Consider the following 16,043-nt stretch of genomic DNA (forward strand, 5'->3'; position numbering starts at 1 on the left):
GGGCGGGCCGCTCACCCCACCAGGTGCGCGTTGACCGCCCGGGCCTCCTCGGCGAGCTCCGGCAGCTCCACCACCTCGATGCCCGCGCCGGTCAGCAGCGCGGTGCCCTGGCACGCCTCGACGAACAGCGCGGGCTCCCGCCAGGCCACCACCACCCGCGGCACCCCGGCCGCCACGATCAGCTCCGCGCACGGGTGCGGCCGGGAGGCGCGCTGCCCGCACGGCTCCAGGGTCGAGTAGACGGTGGCGGTGCGCAGCCGCGGGTCGCCGGCCGGCAGCTTGCCGAGCGCGGCCTCCTCGGCGTGGTTCACGGCGTCCACCTCGCGGCTGTAGCCCTCGGCCAGCACCTCGCCGTCCGCGCCGACCACCACCGCGCCGACCGAGAAGGCCGTGCCGGACGGCGGGCAGCGCCGGGACAGCTCGATCGCGCGGCGCATCCACCCGAGGTCGCGCTCGCGGCCGGCCGCGTCCCCGGGCCCGCCCGCCTGCCCGGGCTCGTTCCGGCTCTCGGGCGCACGGTCACTGGTGGTCATCGGAGGACTCCTTCGGGGCGTACCGCAGCAGGACGACGTCCCCCACCGTACGTGCCTCCAGCAGCCGCATCCGGCGGGCCGGGCCGCCGGGGTACGCGGCGGGGGAGAGGAAGCGGGGTGCGGCGGCCTGGCCGACCAGCAGGGGGGCGACGGCCAGTTGCAGTTCGTCGGCCAGCCCCTCGGCGAGGAACTGGGTGTGCACGCTGCCGCCGCCCTCGACCATCAGCCGGCGCACCCCGCGCGCGCCCAGGTCGTCGAGCACCGCGCCGAGCGGCACCGCCCCGCCCAGGCCGACCACCTCGGTGCCGGGCGCCCCGGCCAGCGCGGCGCGCAGCGCGGGCGCGGCGGCGTCGGTGGTGTAGGCGAGCTTGGCGCCGCCGGTGTGCCAGAAGTTCAGGCCCGGGTCCAGCCGGCCGCTCGCGCTCAGGGTGACCTTCAGCGGGTACCCGGGCCGCCCGGCGGCCTCCCGGGAGGCGCGTCGCTGCGGCGAGTTGACCAGCAACCGCGGGTTGTCGGCGCGCAGCGTCCCGCCGCCGACCAGCACCGCGTCGCTGTCGGCGCGCAGCGCGTCGACCCGGTCGAAGTCCTCGGCGTTGGAGAGCAGCAGCCGGTCGGGAGAGGCGTCGTCGAGGTGGCCGTCGATCGACACCGCGGCGCTCAGCAGGACGTGGGGGCGGGGCACGGTCGGGGCTCCAGGGTCGGCGGACGGGCGGAGTCCCACCGTACGCCGCGCCCGGCCGCCGCCCGTGCGCCCACCGCCTGCGGCCCGCGGTCGGCTCAGGACGGCCGGGGCGGCACCGGCAGCGGCAGGGCGGGCAGCCCGTTGATGCTGACGCCGACGTTCTCCTTGCCCTCGCAGTACTCGCTGAACCGGTCCTCGCCCTTGCGGTCGAAGAACTCGGCGAGCAGCGTCCGGTCGGACCGGTACTCCATGAACGGGACGGCGAACCCGCAGGAGTCGCTGACCCGTTCGGCCCGCACCAGGATGATCGCGCGCAGCGCGGTGCCGTCCGCGGTCGGGTCGAAGCGGCCGAGCAGTTCGGCGAACCGCGGGTCGTCGCGGAACACCGGCTCGCCGTGCCCGTGCACCCGCAGCACGGTCGGCGGCCCCTCGAAGGCGCACCACATCAGGACGATCCGCCCGTTCTCCCGCAGGTGGGCGATGGTCTCGGCGTGCGAACCGCCGAAGTCCAGGTAGGCGACGGTCAGTTCGTCCAGCACGACGAGGGTGCCGGCCCGGCCCTTGGGGGACAGGTTGAGGTAGCCGTCGGCGGCCAGCGGGGCGGTGCCGACGAAGTAGACGGGCTGTTTCTCGATGAACGCGCGCAGCCTGGCATCGATGCGCTCATAGGTCTTTCCCATGCGGACGATTCTGCTCCCGGCGGGCGGCGGAGAGCCAGGAGGTTTCCCCTTCGTCTCGCCATTCGATACGGGATTGTCCGAACAGTGGAACGTCTTCCTATCCTGGAGGGGTCGCCTTCGAGGGAGAGGGAACCCGCCATGCCCGCCTACACCCACGGCCACCACGCCGCCGTCCTGCGCTCGCACCGCAGCCGCACCGCCGCCAACTCCGCCGCCTACCTGCTGCCCGAACTGCGCCCCGGCCAGCGGGTGTTGGACGTCGGCTGCGGCCCGGGCACGATCACCGCCGACCTGGCCGGACTGGTCGGCCCGAGCGGCCGGGTGGTCGGCATCGAGCCGGTCCCCGAGGTGCTGGCCGAGGCCGCCGCGCTGGCCGCCGAACGCGGCCTGGCGAACCTGTCCTACGAGGTCGCCGACGTCTACCGACTGCCCTACGCCGACGCCTCGTTCGACGTGGTGCACGCCCACCAGGTGCTGCAGCACCTGCCCGACCCGGTCGCCGCCCTGCGCGAGATGCGCCGGGTCACCGCCCCCGGCGGGGTGATCGCGGTCCGCGACTCGGACTACGCCGCGATGACCTGGTATCCCGAACTGCCCGAGCTGGACGAGTGGTTGAGCCTGTACCGGAAGGTCGCCCGGGCCAACGGCGGCGAACCCGACGCCGGCCGCCGCCTGCTGGCCTGGGCGCGCGCGGCGGGCTTGACCGGCGATCCGGCCGCCCCGGACGCCAACCCGCGCTGCTCGTCCAGCAGTTGGACCTTCGCCACCGATGCCGAGCGGGCCTGGTGGTCGGAGAGCTGGGCCGAGCGCACGGTGCGCTCGAAGACCGCCGCCACCGCGGTCGCCGAGGGCCTGGCCACCCCCGCCGACCTGGAGCGGATCGCCGCCGGCTGGGCCCGCTGGGGCGCCGACCCGGACGCCTGGTTCGCCGTACTGCACGGCGAACTCCTGTATCGCGTAAGCTAGTTGGGCACGCCCCCGCGTTGACGTGACGTTGACCGGCCGCGTACCGCCCGGTAGTGCCCACCGCCCGGCCCGACGGCCGGACGGGCGGTCCGACCCGCCCCCCACCGGGTCGGACCGCTACCGTGTGCGCATGGACGGCGAGCAGCGCACCGGCACCACCCACCGGGTGATGCGCCAGGACGACAACGGCAACCGCTTCCTGCTCGCCCGCGGCCTCGACCGGGCCGGAGCCGAGGCGCTGGCCGCCGAGTTCGAGGCCCGCGGCCACAAGCAGCTCTACTGGGTCGAACCCGAGGACGCCCAGGTCTCCGAGGACCCCCAGGCCGCCGAGGACCCCGCCGGTCCCGGCTGATCCCCCACTGCCCGGCCCCGTCCGCGTACCGTGGCCCCGGGGCGGCGCGCGCCGCCCCGGGAACGGATGCCGAGGAGGCCGGGTGGGCGTCGAGATCGAGCGCAAGTTCCTCGTCCCGGAGGGTGAACACGTCCCGGACGGACGGGAGTTCGAGGTCCGGCAGGGGTACCTGGTCCTCGGGCCCGAGGGGGCCGAGGCGCGGGTGCGCCGGCAGGGCGAGGAGTGCTCGCTGACCGTCAAGCGCGGCACCGGGCTGGTCCGCGGCGAATGGGAGACCCCGCTGAGCGCCGAGCAGTTCGCCGACCTGTGGCCCGCCACCGAGCACGCCCGGATCGACAAGACCCGCCGGGTCGTCCCGCTCGGCCCGCACGAGGCCGTGGTCGACACCTACCGCGGCCGACTGGCCGGACTGCGCACCGCGGAGGTCGAGTTCACCGACCCGGACGCCGCCGCCGCGTTCACCCCGCCGCCCTGGTTCGGCCCCGAGGTCACCGACCGCCCCGACCTCAAGAACCGGCACCTGGCCACCGCCGACGCCCCGCCCCTGACGTAGGGTCGGGCGGGTACGACGAGCGCGAGGACGGCGATGGCAGACCTGATCGACACGGTGGCGTGGGTCCGGCTGGAGGGCGGCAGGATCCTCTGCGCCCGCCCCCGCGGCAAGGACGTCTTCTACATCCCCGGCGGCAAGCGCGAGGGCGCCGAGACCGACCTGCAGACCCTGGTCCGCGAGGTCGCCGAGGAACTCACCGTCGCCATCCGCCCCGACACCGTCACCCACGTCGGCACCTACCACGCCGAGGCCCACGGCCAGGCCCCCGGCGCCGTGGTCAGGATGGCCTGCTACGCCGCCGACTACACCGGCACCCTCGCCGCCAGCAGCGAGATCGAGGAGGTCGACTGGTTCGGCTACGCCGACCGCGACCGCGTCCCCCCGGTCGACCAGGTCCTCTTCGACGACCTGCACCGCGACGGCCGCCTGCACTGATCCGCCGGCACCCCGGCCCCGCCCGCACCCCGGCCCCGCCCGCCCCGGCCCGCCCGCACCCCGGTGTCCGTTCTGTACGCCAATCGGACAGACGAGCCGTATGCCGGGATAGCGGCGCGATTCCCTGGGTATGGCAGAGTTCGGCAGCATTCGTCACGATCCGTGAGACCGCGGTGGCACGGCGTGGCGGCGGCCCGCGCCCGGCGACCGGCCGGGGGCGTCCCATGCGGTGGCGGGAGGCCCGGTAGGTGGTGGCGAAGCCGGGTGACGGTGAGGGAGAACGCGAGGCGTCCGGTCTGCCCGCGCGCGGTTCGCGGCGGCCCGGCAGCGGCGGCGCCGCACTGCCCGCCCGCACCGCCACCGGCCGGGCGGCCGCCCGGGCCCGGCTGCGCCGCGGCCGCCCCGGCCCCGGCGAGCGCTTCCGCTCCCGGCCCGGCGGGCCCCGCCCCGGCAGCGCCCCGACGGCGGGCGCCGCCCCCAGCCGCCGACCGCCCCCGCCGCAGACACCGCCGGCCCCCGGCCCGCGGCCGCCCCGCCCGGGCCTTCCCCGGCGGGGCGGAGCCGCCGCCGGGGGCCCGCTCCGACAGCGGCCCGACCCCCTGCACCCCAGCCGCCGCACCGAGGGCGGCAGCCTGCTGGACGTGGTGCGGGTGGCCATCGTCATCCTGGACACCTCGGGCCGGGTGGTGCTGTGGAGCCCGGCCGCCGAGGAGATGCTCGGCTGGCCCAGCGAGGTGCTGGTCGGCCGCGCCGTCGACGAGCTGATCCCGGACCCGGACCAGGCGCAGCGCACCCGCTCCGCCCTCCAGGAGACGCTGCGCCGCGGCTCCTGGCACGGCTTCACCGAGATCGCCGACCGGGACGGCCTGCCGGTCGAGGTGGAGGCCCGGCTCTCGCTGCTGGTCGACGGCGACGGCGCCCCGTACGTGCAGGCCGCGCTCACCGAGGCCGCCGCGCTGCGCGCCGTCGAGCGCGACCTCGCGGTCCGCGACGCGCTGTTCGAGCAGTCCCCGCTGGGCATCGCGGTGCTCGACACCGACCTGCGCTACACCGCCGTCAACCGCACCCTGGCCGACATGAACGGCCTGCCCGCCGAGGAGCACATCGGCCGCACCACCGGCGAGACGCTGCCCGAGCGCTCCGCCGACGAGATCACCGCCGTCCAGCGCCAGGTGCTGGCCACCGGCGAGCCGGTCATCGACGTCACGCTGGCCTCCCCGGCCACCGCCGGCTCCGGGTACCGGTCGATCTCCTACAGCCGGATGACCGACCGCTCCGGCCGGGTGCTGGGCATCTCCGGCACCGTCATGGACGTCACCGAGCGCTACCGGGCGGTCGCCAAGGTCGAGGGCGCCCGGCGGCGGCTGTCGCTGCTCAACGAGTTCGGCTCCCGGGTCGGCGACCTGCTGGACGCCTCGATGATCGCCCAGGAGCTGGCCGGCGCGGTGGTCCCCCGGCTCGCCGACTACGCCGGGGTGATCCTGCTGCAGGCCGTCGCGCACGGTGACGACCTGCCCCGGCACGGCCACGACCGGCACACCTCGCTGCTGCAGCTCGGCGTCGCCGCGATCCAGCACAGCCCCGCGGTGGAGACCATGCTGCGGCACGGCGCCCGGATCACCTTCGAGGAGGACTCGGTCTTCGGCCGGGTGCTGCGCAGCGGCGTCCCCGAGATGCTCTCCGGCGGCAACGGGCCCGAGGAGCTGTCCTTCCCCGGCGACCCCAAGGTCGAGGCCGCCCGCGAGCTCGGCGTGCACTCCCGGCTGGTGGTCCCGCTGCGGGCCCGCGGCATCGTGATCGGCCTGCTGGTGGTCAGCCGGGCTGGCTACCGCGAGGGCTTCGACCGCGACGACCTGGCCTTCACCGTCGAGCTCGCCGACCGGGCCGGCAGCTCGCTGGACAACGCCCGGCTGTACGCCCGCGAGCGCACCGCCGCGCTCACCCTGCAGCGCACCCTGCTGCCCCAGCAGGTCCCGCAGCCGCCCGGCGTCGAGGTCGCCTACCGGTACGTGCCAGGCTCCAGCGGCACCGAGGTCGGCGGCGACTGGTTCGACGTCATCCCGCTGCCCGGCGAGCGCACCGCCCTGGTGGTCGGCGACGTGATGGGCCACGGCCTGCGGGCCGCCGCCACGATGGGACGGCTGCGCACCGCGGTCCGGGTGCTGGCCGCCCTCGACCTGCCCCCCGAGGTGGTCCTGCGGCACGTCCACGAACTCGCCGACGACCTCGCCCAGGGCCCCGACGAGGCCCTGCTCGCCACCTGCGTCTACGCGGTCTTCGACCCCGCCCGGCGCAGCCTGACCGTCACCAAGGCCGGCCACATCCCGCCGGTCCTGGTGGTGCCCGGCGCCGGCGCCGAGCCGGCCCGCTCCGGCGGCCCGCTGCCCGGCGGCGCCGGCCGGGTCCTCGACCTGCCCTCCGGCGCGCCGCTCGGCGTCGGCGGGGTGCCGTTCGAGTCCGTCGAGATGCGGATCCCGGACGGCAGCCTGCTCGCCCTGTGCACCGACGGGCTGGTGGAGTCCCGGGACAAGGACCTGGACGTGGGACTGGGGAGGTTGATCAGCGTGCTCGAACAGCCGTACGCCTCGATCCAGCAGGCGTGCGAGGCCGTCCTCGGCACCATGGAGCAGGGCCGCGAGCCCGACGACGTGGCCCTGCTGCTGGCCCGGCTCGGTGAGGGCCGGGCCGAGGAGCCCACCGCCGGCTGGACGCTGCCCGCCGAGCCGACCGCCGTCTCCCGGGCCCGCCGGCTGGTCCGCGGCACCCTGGCGGACTGGGGCGCCGAGGAGCTCACCGACACCGCCGAACTGCTGGTCAGCGAGCTCGTCACCAACGCCGTCCGGTACGCCAGCGCCCCGATCGGCGTCCGGCTCACCCTCGGTGACCTGCTGCTGGTGGAGATCTCCGACCCGCTGCCCGACCCGCCCCGGGAGCGCCACGCCGGGGCCGGCGACGAGGGCGGGCGCGGCCTCGAACTGGTCCGCCGGCTCGCCCTGCGCTGGGGCACCAGGGCCGAAGGGCTGGGCAAGGTCGTCTGGTTCGAGCTGTCGAACACCGGGGTTCAACCACCCGATTCGATGTTGTGACGTTGAAGGGCGTGTGCGCCCACGCCCGGATGATGAATACTCGGACAGCGAATACTCGGTCTTCTCGACACCGGATGGGCGCGGGTTGGAGGGGTCGGTCCGTTGAACAGCTTCCCGGCACGGAACGTGACGCACGGCAGCGGCAGCCATGCCGCGGTGCCGGAGCAGCCGGGTGCCCCGACGACCCCCGTCCCGCTGCCGCTCGGCTGGGGACAGGGCACCTCGGGCACCATCTACGACTACATCCGGGTGGCGACCTTCGCCATCGGCCCGGACGGCCGGATCGCGCAGTGGAGCGACCGGGCCGCCGAGTTCTTCGGCGTCCCCGCCGCCGAGGCGGTCGGCGCCGACCCGATCACCGCGTTCATCCCGCGCGAGATGTGGCAGCGCGGCCGGGCCCGGTTGGAACGCATCCTGTCCGGCGAGGAGTGGGTCGGCACCGCCCCCTACCGGGACCAGGCCGGCGCCGAGAGCCTCGCCGAGGTCTACGCGATGCCCGCCAGCGCCGACGGCTCCGCGACCTGCCTGGCCGTCGACCTCGGCCGGCTGCGCGCCATCGAGACCGACCTGGCCGCCTCCGAGGCCGTCATCGGCCAGACCCCCACCGGGTTCTTCCTGTTCGACACCGACCTCAAGCTGCAGCGGGTCAACGCCGCCTTCGCGGCCGGCGTCGGCCGCAGCCCCGCCGCCCTCCAGGGCCTCGCCCCCGGCGACGTGTTCCGCCCCTCCGACGCGGACCGGCTGCTGCTCGCCCTGCGCAAGGTCCTCACCGGCCAGGAGCCCGTCCTCGACCTGCGGCTGTCCGGCCCGGTCCGGGCCGCCCGCCCCAGCGCCGGCCGCGACGAGGACCAGCGCACCTGGGCCGTCTCGCTGTACCGGCTCACCGCCGCCGGCGGCCGTCCGATCGGCGTGGCCGGCCAGGTCCAGGACGTCACCAGCCGGCACATCGCCGAACGCGAGGCGGCCGGCGTGCGCCGCAGCCTCGCCCTGCTGAACGAGGCGTCCACCCACATCGGCTCCACCCTCGACCTGGAGACCACCGCCAAGGAACTGCTCGACGTGATCGTCCCGCAGTTCTGCGACGTCGCCACCGTCGACCTGTACACCGCGCTGCTCACCGGCGACTCCGCCCCGCTCACCGCCAACCCGGAGAGCGGCGAACTGCGCCGGGTCGCCGTCTCCAGCGTGGTCGGCAATGCCCCGTCCGTGCTCGGCAGCGAGCGGGCCGGCGGCGTCCGGGTCGCCGAGGCCGGCGGCACGCTCTGCTACCCGCCGCGCTCCCCGCACGCCCGCGCCCTGCGCACCGGCCGCAGCGTCGTCCCGCAGCCCGGGCCCGACCCGCTGCTGCGCTCCACCCTGGTGGTGCCGCTGGTCGCCCGCGACCAGGTGCTCGGCCTGGTCCAGCTCTCCCGGGCGATCGGCAGCGAGCCGTTCGACGCCCGCGAGGTGGCGATCGCCGAGGAGCTCGTCGCCCGCGCCGCCGTCTGCGTCGACAACGCCCGGCTCTACCGCCGCGAGCACGAGCGCGCGCTGATCCTGCAGCGCAGCCTGCTGCCCCCCGGCAACCCGGCCGCCTCCGGCCTGGAGATCGCCCGCCGCTACCTGCCCAGCAACAACAACACCGAGGTCGGCGGCGACTGGTTCGACGTCATCCCGCTGCCCGGCAGCCGCACCGCCCTGGTGATCGGCGACGTGATGGGCCGCGGCCTGCGCGCCGCCGTCGCGATGGGCCAACTGCGCACCGCCGTCCGCACCCTGGCCATGCTCGACCTCGACCCCGAAGAGGTGCTCTCCGCCCTCGACGAGATCGCCCGCGGCCTCGGCAACGACGAGGACCCGGACCGCTCCAGCGCCGAGGTCTACCTCGCCACCTGCGTCTACGCCGTGTACGACGCCGTCAAGCAGCGCTGCACCTTCGCCAACGCCGGCCACCTCCCGCCGGTCCTGCTCGCCCCCGGCCAGGGCGCCCGCACCATCACCGTGCCGCCCGGCCTGCCGCTCGGCGTCGGCGGCGAGCCGTTCGAGGAGGTCACCGTCGACCTGCCGGAGGGCGCCGTGCTGGCCCTCTACACCGACGGCCTGGTGGAGTCCCGCAAGCACCAGCTCGACGAGGGCATCGACGCCTTCCGGGCCGCCCTGGAGGCCGGCTCCGAGCGGATCGAGGAACTCTGCGACCAGGTGCTGGACGAGCTCAACCCGCACCACGGCGAGGACGACATCGCCCTGCTGATGGCCAAGGTCAAGGGCCTGCCCAAGGGCTCGGTCGGCGACTGGCGGTTCCCCTCCGAGCCGACCTCGGTCGCCAAGGCCCGCGAGGCCGCCTGCGGCTGGCTGCTGGAACGCGGTCTGGACGAGCTGGTCGACACCTCGGAACTGCTGGTCAGCGAGCTGGTCACCAACGCGCTGCGGCACGGCCGCGGCGAGATCCGGCTGCGCCTGCTGCGCGACAAGACCATGGTCTGCGAGGTCTGGGACGACGCCTACGCCCAGCCCCGCCAGCGCCGCGCCCAGGAGACCGACGAGGGCGGCCGCGGCCTGCAGCTCGTCTCGCTGCTGGCCGAGCGCTGGGGCAGCCGCCGCACCCCCAAGGGCAAGATCGTCTGGTTCGAACTGGCCCTCTGACCCGCCCGGCGGCGGCCCGGCGACGGCCGCCGCCACCGCGGTGCGTACCGGAAGCACCGCCGCCGGAAGGTGATCTCCACCGCTCCGCGGCCGCCCGTTTCGGCTCCATTGGGCCGTTCCCCGTACGATGGGGAGAAGCCGGGGCATGTGCCGTGCCCGGTGGGTGGACCGGTGAATGCTGACGCGGGCCGGGCACCGTGACCCACGATTCCGGGAGAATCAGCGCCGCATGCCCACGCGCAACGACATCCGCAACGTCGCCATCGTCGCCCACGTCGACCACGGCAAGACCACCCTGGTCGACGCCATGCTGAAGCAGGCCGGCGCCTTCGCCGCCCACCAGCACCTCGACGACCGGATGATGGACTCGAACGACCTCGAGCGCGAGAAGGGCATCACCATTCTCGCCAAGAACACCGCGGTCAAGTACCACCCCAAGGACGGTGGCGCGCCGATCACCATCAACATCATCGACACCCCCGGCCACGCCGACTTCGGCGGCGAGGTCGAGCGCGGCCTGTCGATGGTGGACGCGGTCGTCCTGCTGGTCGACGCCTCCGAGGGCCCGCTGCCGCAGACCCGCTTCGTGCTGCGCAAGGCGCTCACCGCCCGGCTGCCCGTCATCCTGTGCATCAACAAGACCGACCGCCCGGACGCCCGGATCGACGAGGTCATCAACGAGACCTACGACCTGTTCCTGGACCTGGACGCGGACGAGGACCAGATCGAGTTCCCGATCGTCTACGCCTGCGCCCGCGACGGCGTGGCCTCGCTGACCAAGCCGGAGAACGGCACCGTGCCGGCCGACTCCGACAACCTGGAGCCGTTCTTCTCCACCATCCTGGAGCACGTCCCGGCCCCGACCTACGACGCCGACGCCCCGCTGCAGGCGCACGTCACCAACCTGGACGCCGACAACTTCCTCGGCCGCATCGCCCTCCTCCGGGTCGAGCAGGGCGAGCTGCGCAAGGGCCAGACGGTGGCCTGGATCAAGCGCGACGGCTCGATCCAGAACGTCCGGATCTCCGAGCTGCTGATGACCGAGGCGCTCACCCGCAAGCCCGCCGAGGTGGCGGGCCCCGGTGACATCTGCGCCGTCGCCGGCATCGGCGACATCATGATCGGCGAGACCCTCGCCGACACCGAGAACCCGATCGCGCTGCCGCTGATCACCGTCGACGAGCCCGCCATCTCGATGACCATCGGCACCAACACCTCGCCGCTGGTCGGCAAGGGCGGCTCCGGCAAGGGCGCCGACGCCAAGTCCGGCGCCAAGGTGGACCGCAAGGTGACGGCCCGTCAGGTGAAGGACCGCCTGGACCGCGAGCTCATCGGCAACGTGTCGCTGCGCGTGCTGGACACCGAGCGCCCGGACGCCTGGGAGGTGCAGGGCCGCGGCGAGCTGGCGCTGGCCATCCTGATCGAGACCATGCGCCGCGAGGGCTTCGAGCTGACCGTCGGCAAGCCGCAGGTGGTCACCCGCGAGGTCAACGGCAAGACCCACGAGCCGGTCGAGCGCCTCACCGTGGACGTCCCCGAGGAGCACATGGGCGCCGTCACGCAGCTCATGGGCATCCGCAAGGGCCGGATGGACAACATGTCCAACCACGGCTCGGGCTGGGTCCGGATGGAGTTCGTGGTGCCGTCCCGCGGCCTGATCGGCTTCCGCACCGAGTTCCTCACCAACACCCGCGGCACCGGCATCGCGCACTCGATCCACGAGGGCTACGAGCCGTGGTTCGGCACCCTGACCACCCGCAACAACGGCTCCCTGGTCGCCGACCGCTCCGGCGTGGTCACCGCCTTCGCGATGACCAACCTGCAGGAGCGCGGCGTGCTGTTCACCGACCCCGGCACCGAGGTGTACGAGGGCATGATCGTCGGCGAGAACTCCCGCTCCGACGACATGGACGTGAACATCACCAAGGAGAAGAAGCTCACCAACATGCGCTCCTCCAACGCGGACGTGGCCGAGTCCATCGTGCCGCCGCGCAAGCTCTCGCTGGAGCAGTCGCTGGAGTTCTGCCGCGAGGACGAGTGCATCGAGGTGACCCCGGAGACCGTGCGCATCCGCAAGGTCGTCCTGGACGCCAAGGAGCGCGGCCGCACCGCCTCGCGCGCCAAGAAGGGCTGACACCCGCCCGGTTCCACCCCGTTCGGCCGACCGGCCGGCGTCCTCGCGGACGCCGGCCGGTCGCGTTTTCGGTGACGCTCCGTCATGGATCTCCGGACGCGGGGCGTTCGTTAATCGGACGTCACTGATCGTCATCCGTGACAACTGTCCGTTTCGCCCGTGTCTGCGTATGTCTTGAATGTCCGTTTTCCGGGATTCATCCGTCGTTCATGTGACCAAATTGAAATCCGTATTGGTCATTTCCGTATCCGTGAGTGACCGATAGTGGGTGCAGTCGAGCTCGGGTCGAGGCTCCTGCGCAGGGGTGCGCGCCAGGCCGCGAGCGATCTGCAACACGATTTCAGGAGGCACACCCATGCGCGGTGCCAGCCAGGCCAAGTGGGTTGTCGCAGCCGTCGCGGTCGCCCTCGCCGCTACCGCTTGCGGCAGCTCTTCGGGCAGCTCCAGCACCGGGGCGTCCAACGCCCAGGGCACGTTCAGCTACCAGAGCACCGAGCCGCAGAACCCGCTCCAGCCGGCGAACGCCATGGAGGTCGGCGGCGGCCGCGTGATCAAGACCCTGTTCAAGGGCCTGGTGGACTACGACCCCAGCAACGGCCAGCTGCGCAACCAGGTCGCCGACAAGATCGAGACCACCGACGCGCAGAACTACACCGTCACCCTGAAGTCGGGCTGGACCTTCCACGACGGCACCCCGGTGACCGCCAAGTCCTTCGTGGACGCCTGGAACTGGTCCGCCAACGTCAAGAACAACCAGATCAACTCCGACTGGTTCTCCGACATCCAGGGCTACACGGACGTCCACCCGGACGCGGGCGACCCCACCGCCGCCACCATGTCCGGCCTCAAGGTCGTCGACGACACCCACTTCACCATCGCGCTGACCGGCCCGGTCTCGTACTTCGAGTACAAGCTCGGCTACACCGCCTTCTCGCCGCTGCCCGAGGTCTTCTTCACCGACCCGGCCAAGTACGGCCAGTCGCCGATCGGCAACGGCCCCTACAAGTTCGTCTCGTGGGAGCACAACAAGGCGATCACCGTCGCCGCCTACGACAAGTACGCGGGCGCCGACAAGCCGAAGAACGGCGGCATCGTCTTCAAGAACTACGCGCAGGCCGACGCCGCGTACAAGGACCTGATCTCGGACAACCTGGACGTGCTGGACCAGGTCGACCCGACCGACCTGTCCTCGTACAAGAACGACCTGGGCGACCGCGCCGTCGACCAGGCCCAGGGCGCCATCCAGTCGATCTCCTTCTCGCTGTACGCGGCCGACTGGAAGCCGGAGAACCTGGCGAAGGTCCGCCAGGGCCTGTCGATGGCGATCGACCGCGACACCATCACCAAGACGGTGCTCAACGGCTCCCGCCAGCCCGCCAACTCCTGGGTCGCCCCGGGCGCGATGGGCTACAAGGACAACACCTGCGGCGAGTACTGCTCGTACAACCCGGAGAAGGCCAAGCAGCTGATCACCGAGGGCGGCGGCGTCCCCGGCAACAAGATCACCGTCCTGTACAACGCCGACGGCGGCCACAAGGAGTGGGTGGACGCGGTCTGCAACTCCATCCGCCAGGCCACCGGCGTGGAGTGCACCGGCGACGCCAAGCCGGACTTCAAGTCCTCCCGCGACCTGATCAAGAACAAGAAGGTCGACGGCCTGATGCGCACCGGCTGGGTGCAGGACTACCCGCTGAACGCCAACTTCCTGCGCGACGTGTTCGGCACCGGCGCCGCGGCCAACGACGCCGGCTACTCCAGCCCGGAGTTCGACAAGCTGGCCGCCGAGGCGGACAAGGCCACCTCGGTGGAGAAGACCGCCGAGCTGTACCAGCAGGCCGAGGCCCAGCTGGCCAAGGACATGCCGGCCATCCCGCTCTGGTACTACAAGACCACCGCCGGTTACTCGAAGAACGTGCAGAACGTGAAGTACGACTCCTTCGGTGACCCGGTCTTCACCCAGGTCGAGGTCAAGCAGAAGTAAACGAGCCGGCACCGCACGGCTCGAACAGACACGGCCGGTGCCGTGCCCCGCCCCACCGGGCGGCCCGGCACCGGCCGTTGTCACGTCCAGAACTCTGACACCGGGACAGTCAGCCCGTCAGAGCAGTGAATTGGAGGCACGATGGGGCGCTATGTCGCAAGGCGACTGCTCCAGATGATCCCGGTGTTCCTGGGCACGGTCACGATCATCTTCTTCATGACCCGTCTGCTGCCCGGCGACCCCGCGGCAGCGATGTGGGGCGACAAGGCGGCCGACCCGGCCCAGCTCGCCGCGTTCAGGCACCAGATGGGACTCGACGTCTCCAAGTGGCAGCAGTACCTCAACTACATGGGGGACCTGTTCACCGGCGACTTCGGCATGACCATGAGCGGCCGCAAGGTCACCGACGTGATCGGCGAGGCGTTCCCGGTCACCATCCGGCTCGCCCTGATGGCCTTCGTCTTCGAGCTGGTCGTCGGCGTCGCCATCGGCCTGCTCGCCGGCCTGCGCCGCGGCAAGGCGTTCGACAAGTCGACGCTGGTGCTGACCCTGCTGCTGATCTCGATCCCCGTTCCGGTGCTCGGCTTCATCTTCCAGAACATCTTCGCGATCCAGCTCGGCTGGGTCACCCCGACGGTGCAGGCGCAGCACATGACCCTGGACCAGCTGATCCTGCCCGCCGTCGTGCTCGGCTCGATCTCGCTCGCGTACGTCGCCCGCCTCACCCGGACCTCCGTCGCGGAGAACCTGAAGGCCGACTACATGCGCACCGCCATCGCCAAGGGCCTGCCCAGGCGCAAGGTGATCGGCACCCACCTGCTGCGCAACTCGATGATCCCGGTGGTCACCTTCCTGGGCACGGACCTGGGCGCCCTGATGGGCGGCGCGATCGTCACCGAGGGCATCTTCAACGTCCAGGGCGTCGGTAACGCGCTGTACCACGCCATCGGCCGCAGCGAGGGCGCGACCGTCTCCGGCTTCGTCGTGGTGCTGGTGCTGGTCTTCCTCTTCGCCAGCCTGCTCGTCGACCTGCTCTACGCGGTCCTGGACCCGAGGATCCGGTATGCCTGACCTGATCGAGAAGAACGCCCCCGCCGGGGACGGAGAGACCCCCGCCGAGCGGGTCGTCGCTCCCGAGGCCGAGCGGGAGAAGCCCCGCAGCCTCGGCCTGGACGCCTGGCACGACCTGCGCAAGCGCCCGGTCTTCATCATCTCCGCGGTGCTGATCGTCCTGCTGGTGCTGTTCGCCATCGCCCCCAGCCTGTTCACCTCGGTGGACCCGCGCGCCGGCGACCTGCGCAACCACTACCTGGCCAAGCCGAACTACCTGCACCTCTTCCAGGCGGACTGGTTCGGCTACGACGGCCAGGGCCGCTCCATCTACGCCCGGATGATCTACGGCGCCCGCGCCTCGGTGGTCGTCGGCATCTGCGTCACCGCCGGCGTCACGCTCCTCGGCGGCCTGCTGGGCATGATCGCCGGCTACTACGGCGGCTGGGTCGACACGATCGTCTCCCGCTTCACCGACATGGTCTTCGGCATCCCGCTGCTGCTCGGCGCCCTGGTCATCCTGAACGCCTTCCACGTCCGCACGGTCTGGTCGGTGGTCTTCGCCCTGGTCATCCTCGGCTGGACGCAGATGACCCGCGTGATGCGCGGCTCGGTGATCACCGTCAAGCAGTCCGACTACGTGACCGCGGCCAAGGCGCTGGGCGCCGGCACCGGCCGGATCATGTTCAAGCACATCCTGCCGAACGCGATCGCCCCGGTGATCGTGGTGGCGACCATCGCCCTGGGCGGCTACATCGCCACCGAGGCCACGCTGAGCTTCCTCGGCATCGGCCTGCAGGACCCGACCATCTCCTGGGGCATCGACATCAACTCGGCCCAGAAGGTCATCCGCCAGGCACCGTTCGCACTGTTCTTCCCGGCCGGCATGCTCAGCGTCACCGTGCTGGCGTTCATCATGCTCGGCGACGCGGTGCGCGACGCCCTCGACCCGAAGCTGCGCTGAGAGAG

At 72.6% G+C, this 16,043-nt stretch carries 13 protein-coding genes; 10 read left to right on the forward strand and 3 right to left on the reverse strand.

Translation table 11 applies throughout. From position 1 onward, the window contains the following. Positions 1-11: 11 nt before the first annotated feature. From OU787_RS34595 to OU787_RS20445, 3 genes are all read right to left on the reverse strand, one after another. A complete protein-coding gene (locus OU787_RS34595; protein ID WP_327059403.1) occupies positions 12-533 on the reverse strand; it encodes a deaminase in 522 nt (173 codons plus the stop codon). Then, positions 520-1,215, reverse strand: coding sequence for a RibD family protein (locus OU787_RS34600; protein WP_327059404.1), 696 nt, complete (start codon positions 1,213-1,215; stop codon positions 520-522). Before OU787_RS34600 ends, OU787_RS34595 begins: the two co-directional genes overlap by 14 nt. Positions 1,216-1,310: 95 nt before the next feature. Next, positions 1,311-1,895, reverse strand: coding sequence for a pyridoxamine 5'-phosphate oxidase family protein (locus OU787_RS20445; RefSeq protein WP_030463756.1), 585 nt, complete (start codon positions 1,893-1,895; stop codon positions 1,311-1,313). Between the two features lie 138 nt (positions 1,896-2,033). On the opposite strand from OU787_RS20445, the gene OU787_RS20450 reads away from it, so the two are divergent. The 10 genes from OU787_RS20450 to OU787_RS20495 all read left to right on the forward strand — a co-directional run bounded on the left by OU787_RS20450 (position 2,034) and on the right by OU787_RS20495 (position 16,038). Continuing rightward, positions 2,034-2,861 carry a methyltransferase domain-containing protein gene (locus OU787_RS20450; protein ID WP_268660240.1) on the forward strand — a complete coding sequence of 276 codons (828 nt, stop codon included), beginning with the start codon at positions 2,034-2,036 and terminating at the stop codon, positions 2,859-2,861. Between the two features lie 130 nt (positions 2,862-2,991). Next, positions 2,992-3,213 (forward strand): SPOR domain-containing protein, encoded by a 222-nt coding sequence (locus OU787_RS20455; protein WP_268660241.1) that lies wholly within the window; start codon positions 2,992-2,994, stop codon positions 3,211-3,213. A gap of 82 nt (positions 3,214-3,295) precedes the next feature. After that, positions 3,296-3,766: a CYTH domain-containing protein gene (locus OU787_RS20460; protein ID WP_051817922.1), complete on the forward strand. Its 471-nt coding sequence runs from the start codon at positions 3,296-3,298 to the stop codon at positions 3,764-3,766. 33 nt (positions 3,767-3,799) lie between these two features. After that, positions 3,800-4,201 (forward strand): NUDIX hydrolase, encoded by a 402-nt coding sequence (locus tag OU787_RS20465; RefSeq protein ID WP_030463759.1) that lies wholly within the window; start codon positions 3,800-3,802, stop codon positions 4,199-4,201. A gap of 248 nt (positions 4,202-4,449) precedes the next feature. Beyond that, complete coding sequence (locus tag OU787_RS20470) at positions 4,450-7,287, forward strand: SpoIIE family protein phosphatase (protein ID WP_268660242.1); 2,838 nt, start codon at positions 4,450-4,452, stop codon at positions 7,285-7,287. A 156-nt stretch (positions 7,288-7,443) separates the two neighbouring features. Next, positions 7,444-9,909, forward strand: a complete 2,466-nt coding sequence (locus tag OU787_RS20475; RefSeq protein WP_442788636.1) for a SpoIIE family protein phosphatase — start codon at positions 7,444-7,446, stop codon at positions 9,907-9,909. A gap of 229 nt (positions 9,910-10,138) precedes the next feature. Next, on the forward strand, positions 10,139-12,043 hold the full coding sequence (gene typA, locus OU787_RS20480; protein ID WP_030459900.1) for a translational GTPase TypA: 1,905 nt from the start codon (positions 10,139-10,141) through the stop codon (positions 12,041-12,043). Positions 12,044-12,398: 355 nt separating this feature from the next. Next, complete coding sequence (locus tag OU787_RS20485) at positions 12,399-14,024, forward strand: peptide ABC transporter substrate-binding protein (RefSeq protein WP_268660243.1); 1,626 nt, start codon at positions 12,399-12,401, stop codon at positions 14,022-14,024. Between the two features lie 141 nt (positions 14,025-14,165). Next, a complete protein-coding gene (locus OU787_RS20490) occupies positions 14,166-15,095 on the forward strand; it encodes an ABC transporter permease (protein ID WP_268660244.1) in 930 nt (309 codons plus the stop codon). Continuing rightward, positions 15,088-16,038, forward strand: coding sequence for an ABC transporter permease (locus OU787_RS20495; protein WP_268660245.1), 951 nt, complete (start codon positions 15,088-15,090; stop codon positions 16,036-16,038). Before OU787_RS20490 ends, OU787_RS20495 begins: the two co-directional genes overlap by 8 nt. Positions 16,039-16,043 lie beyond the last annotated feature (5 nt).

The sequence above is a fragment of the Kitasatospora sp. YST-16 genome, assembly GCF_026802215.1.
Taxonomy (GTDB): Bacteria; Actinomycetota; Actinomycetes; order Streptomycetales; family Streptomycetaceae; genus Kitasatospora; species Kitasatospora cineracea.

What these genes read in the sequence shown, in the direction of transcription:
- OU787_RS20490 (WP_268660244.1), top strand. Translation starts at nt 14,166, where the DNA reads ATGGGGCGCTATGTCGCAAGGCGACTGCTCCAGATGATCCCGGTGTTC.
- typA (WP_030459900.1), top strand. Translation starts at nt 10,139, where the DNA reads ATGCCCACGCGCAACGACATCCGCAACGTCGCCATCGTCGCCCACGTC.
- OU787_RS20450 (WP_268660240.1), top strand. Translation starts at nt 2,034, where the DNA reads ATGCCCGCCTACACCCACGGCCACCACGCCGCCGTCCTGCGCTCGCAC.
- OU787_RS20455 (WP_268660241.1), top strand. Translation starts at nt 2,992, where the DNA reads ATGGACGGCGAGCAGCGCACCGGCACCACCCACCGGGTGATGCGCCAG.
- OU787_RS20495 (WP_268660245.1), top strand. Translation starts at nt 15,088, where the DNA reads ATGCCTGACCTGATCGAGAAGAACGCCCCCGCCGGGGACGGAGAGACC.
- OU787_RS20465 (WP_030463759.1), top strand. Translation starts at nt 3,800, where the DNA reads ATGGCAGACCTGATCGACACGGTGGCGTGGGTCCGGCTGGAGGGCGGC.
- OU787_RS20445 (WP_030463756.1), bottom strand. Translation starts at nt 1,895, where the DNA reads ATGGGAAAGACCTATGAGCGCATCGATGCCAGGCTGCGCGCGTTCATC.
- OU787_RS34595 (WP_327059403.1), bottom strand. Translation starts at nt 533, where the DNA reads ATGACCACCAGTGACCGTGCGCCCGAGAGCCGGAACGAGCCCGGGCAG.
- OU787_RS20485 (WP_268660243.1), top strand. Translation starts at nt 12,399, where the DNA reads ATGCGCGGTGCCAGCCAGGCCAAGTGGGTTGTCGCAGCCGTCGCGGTC.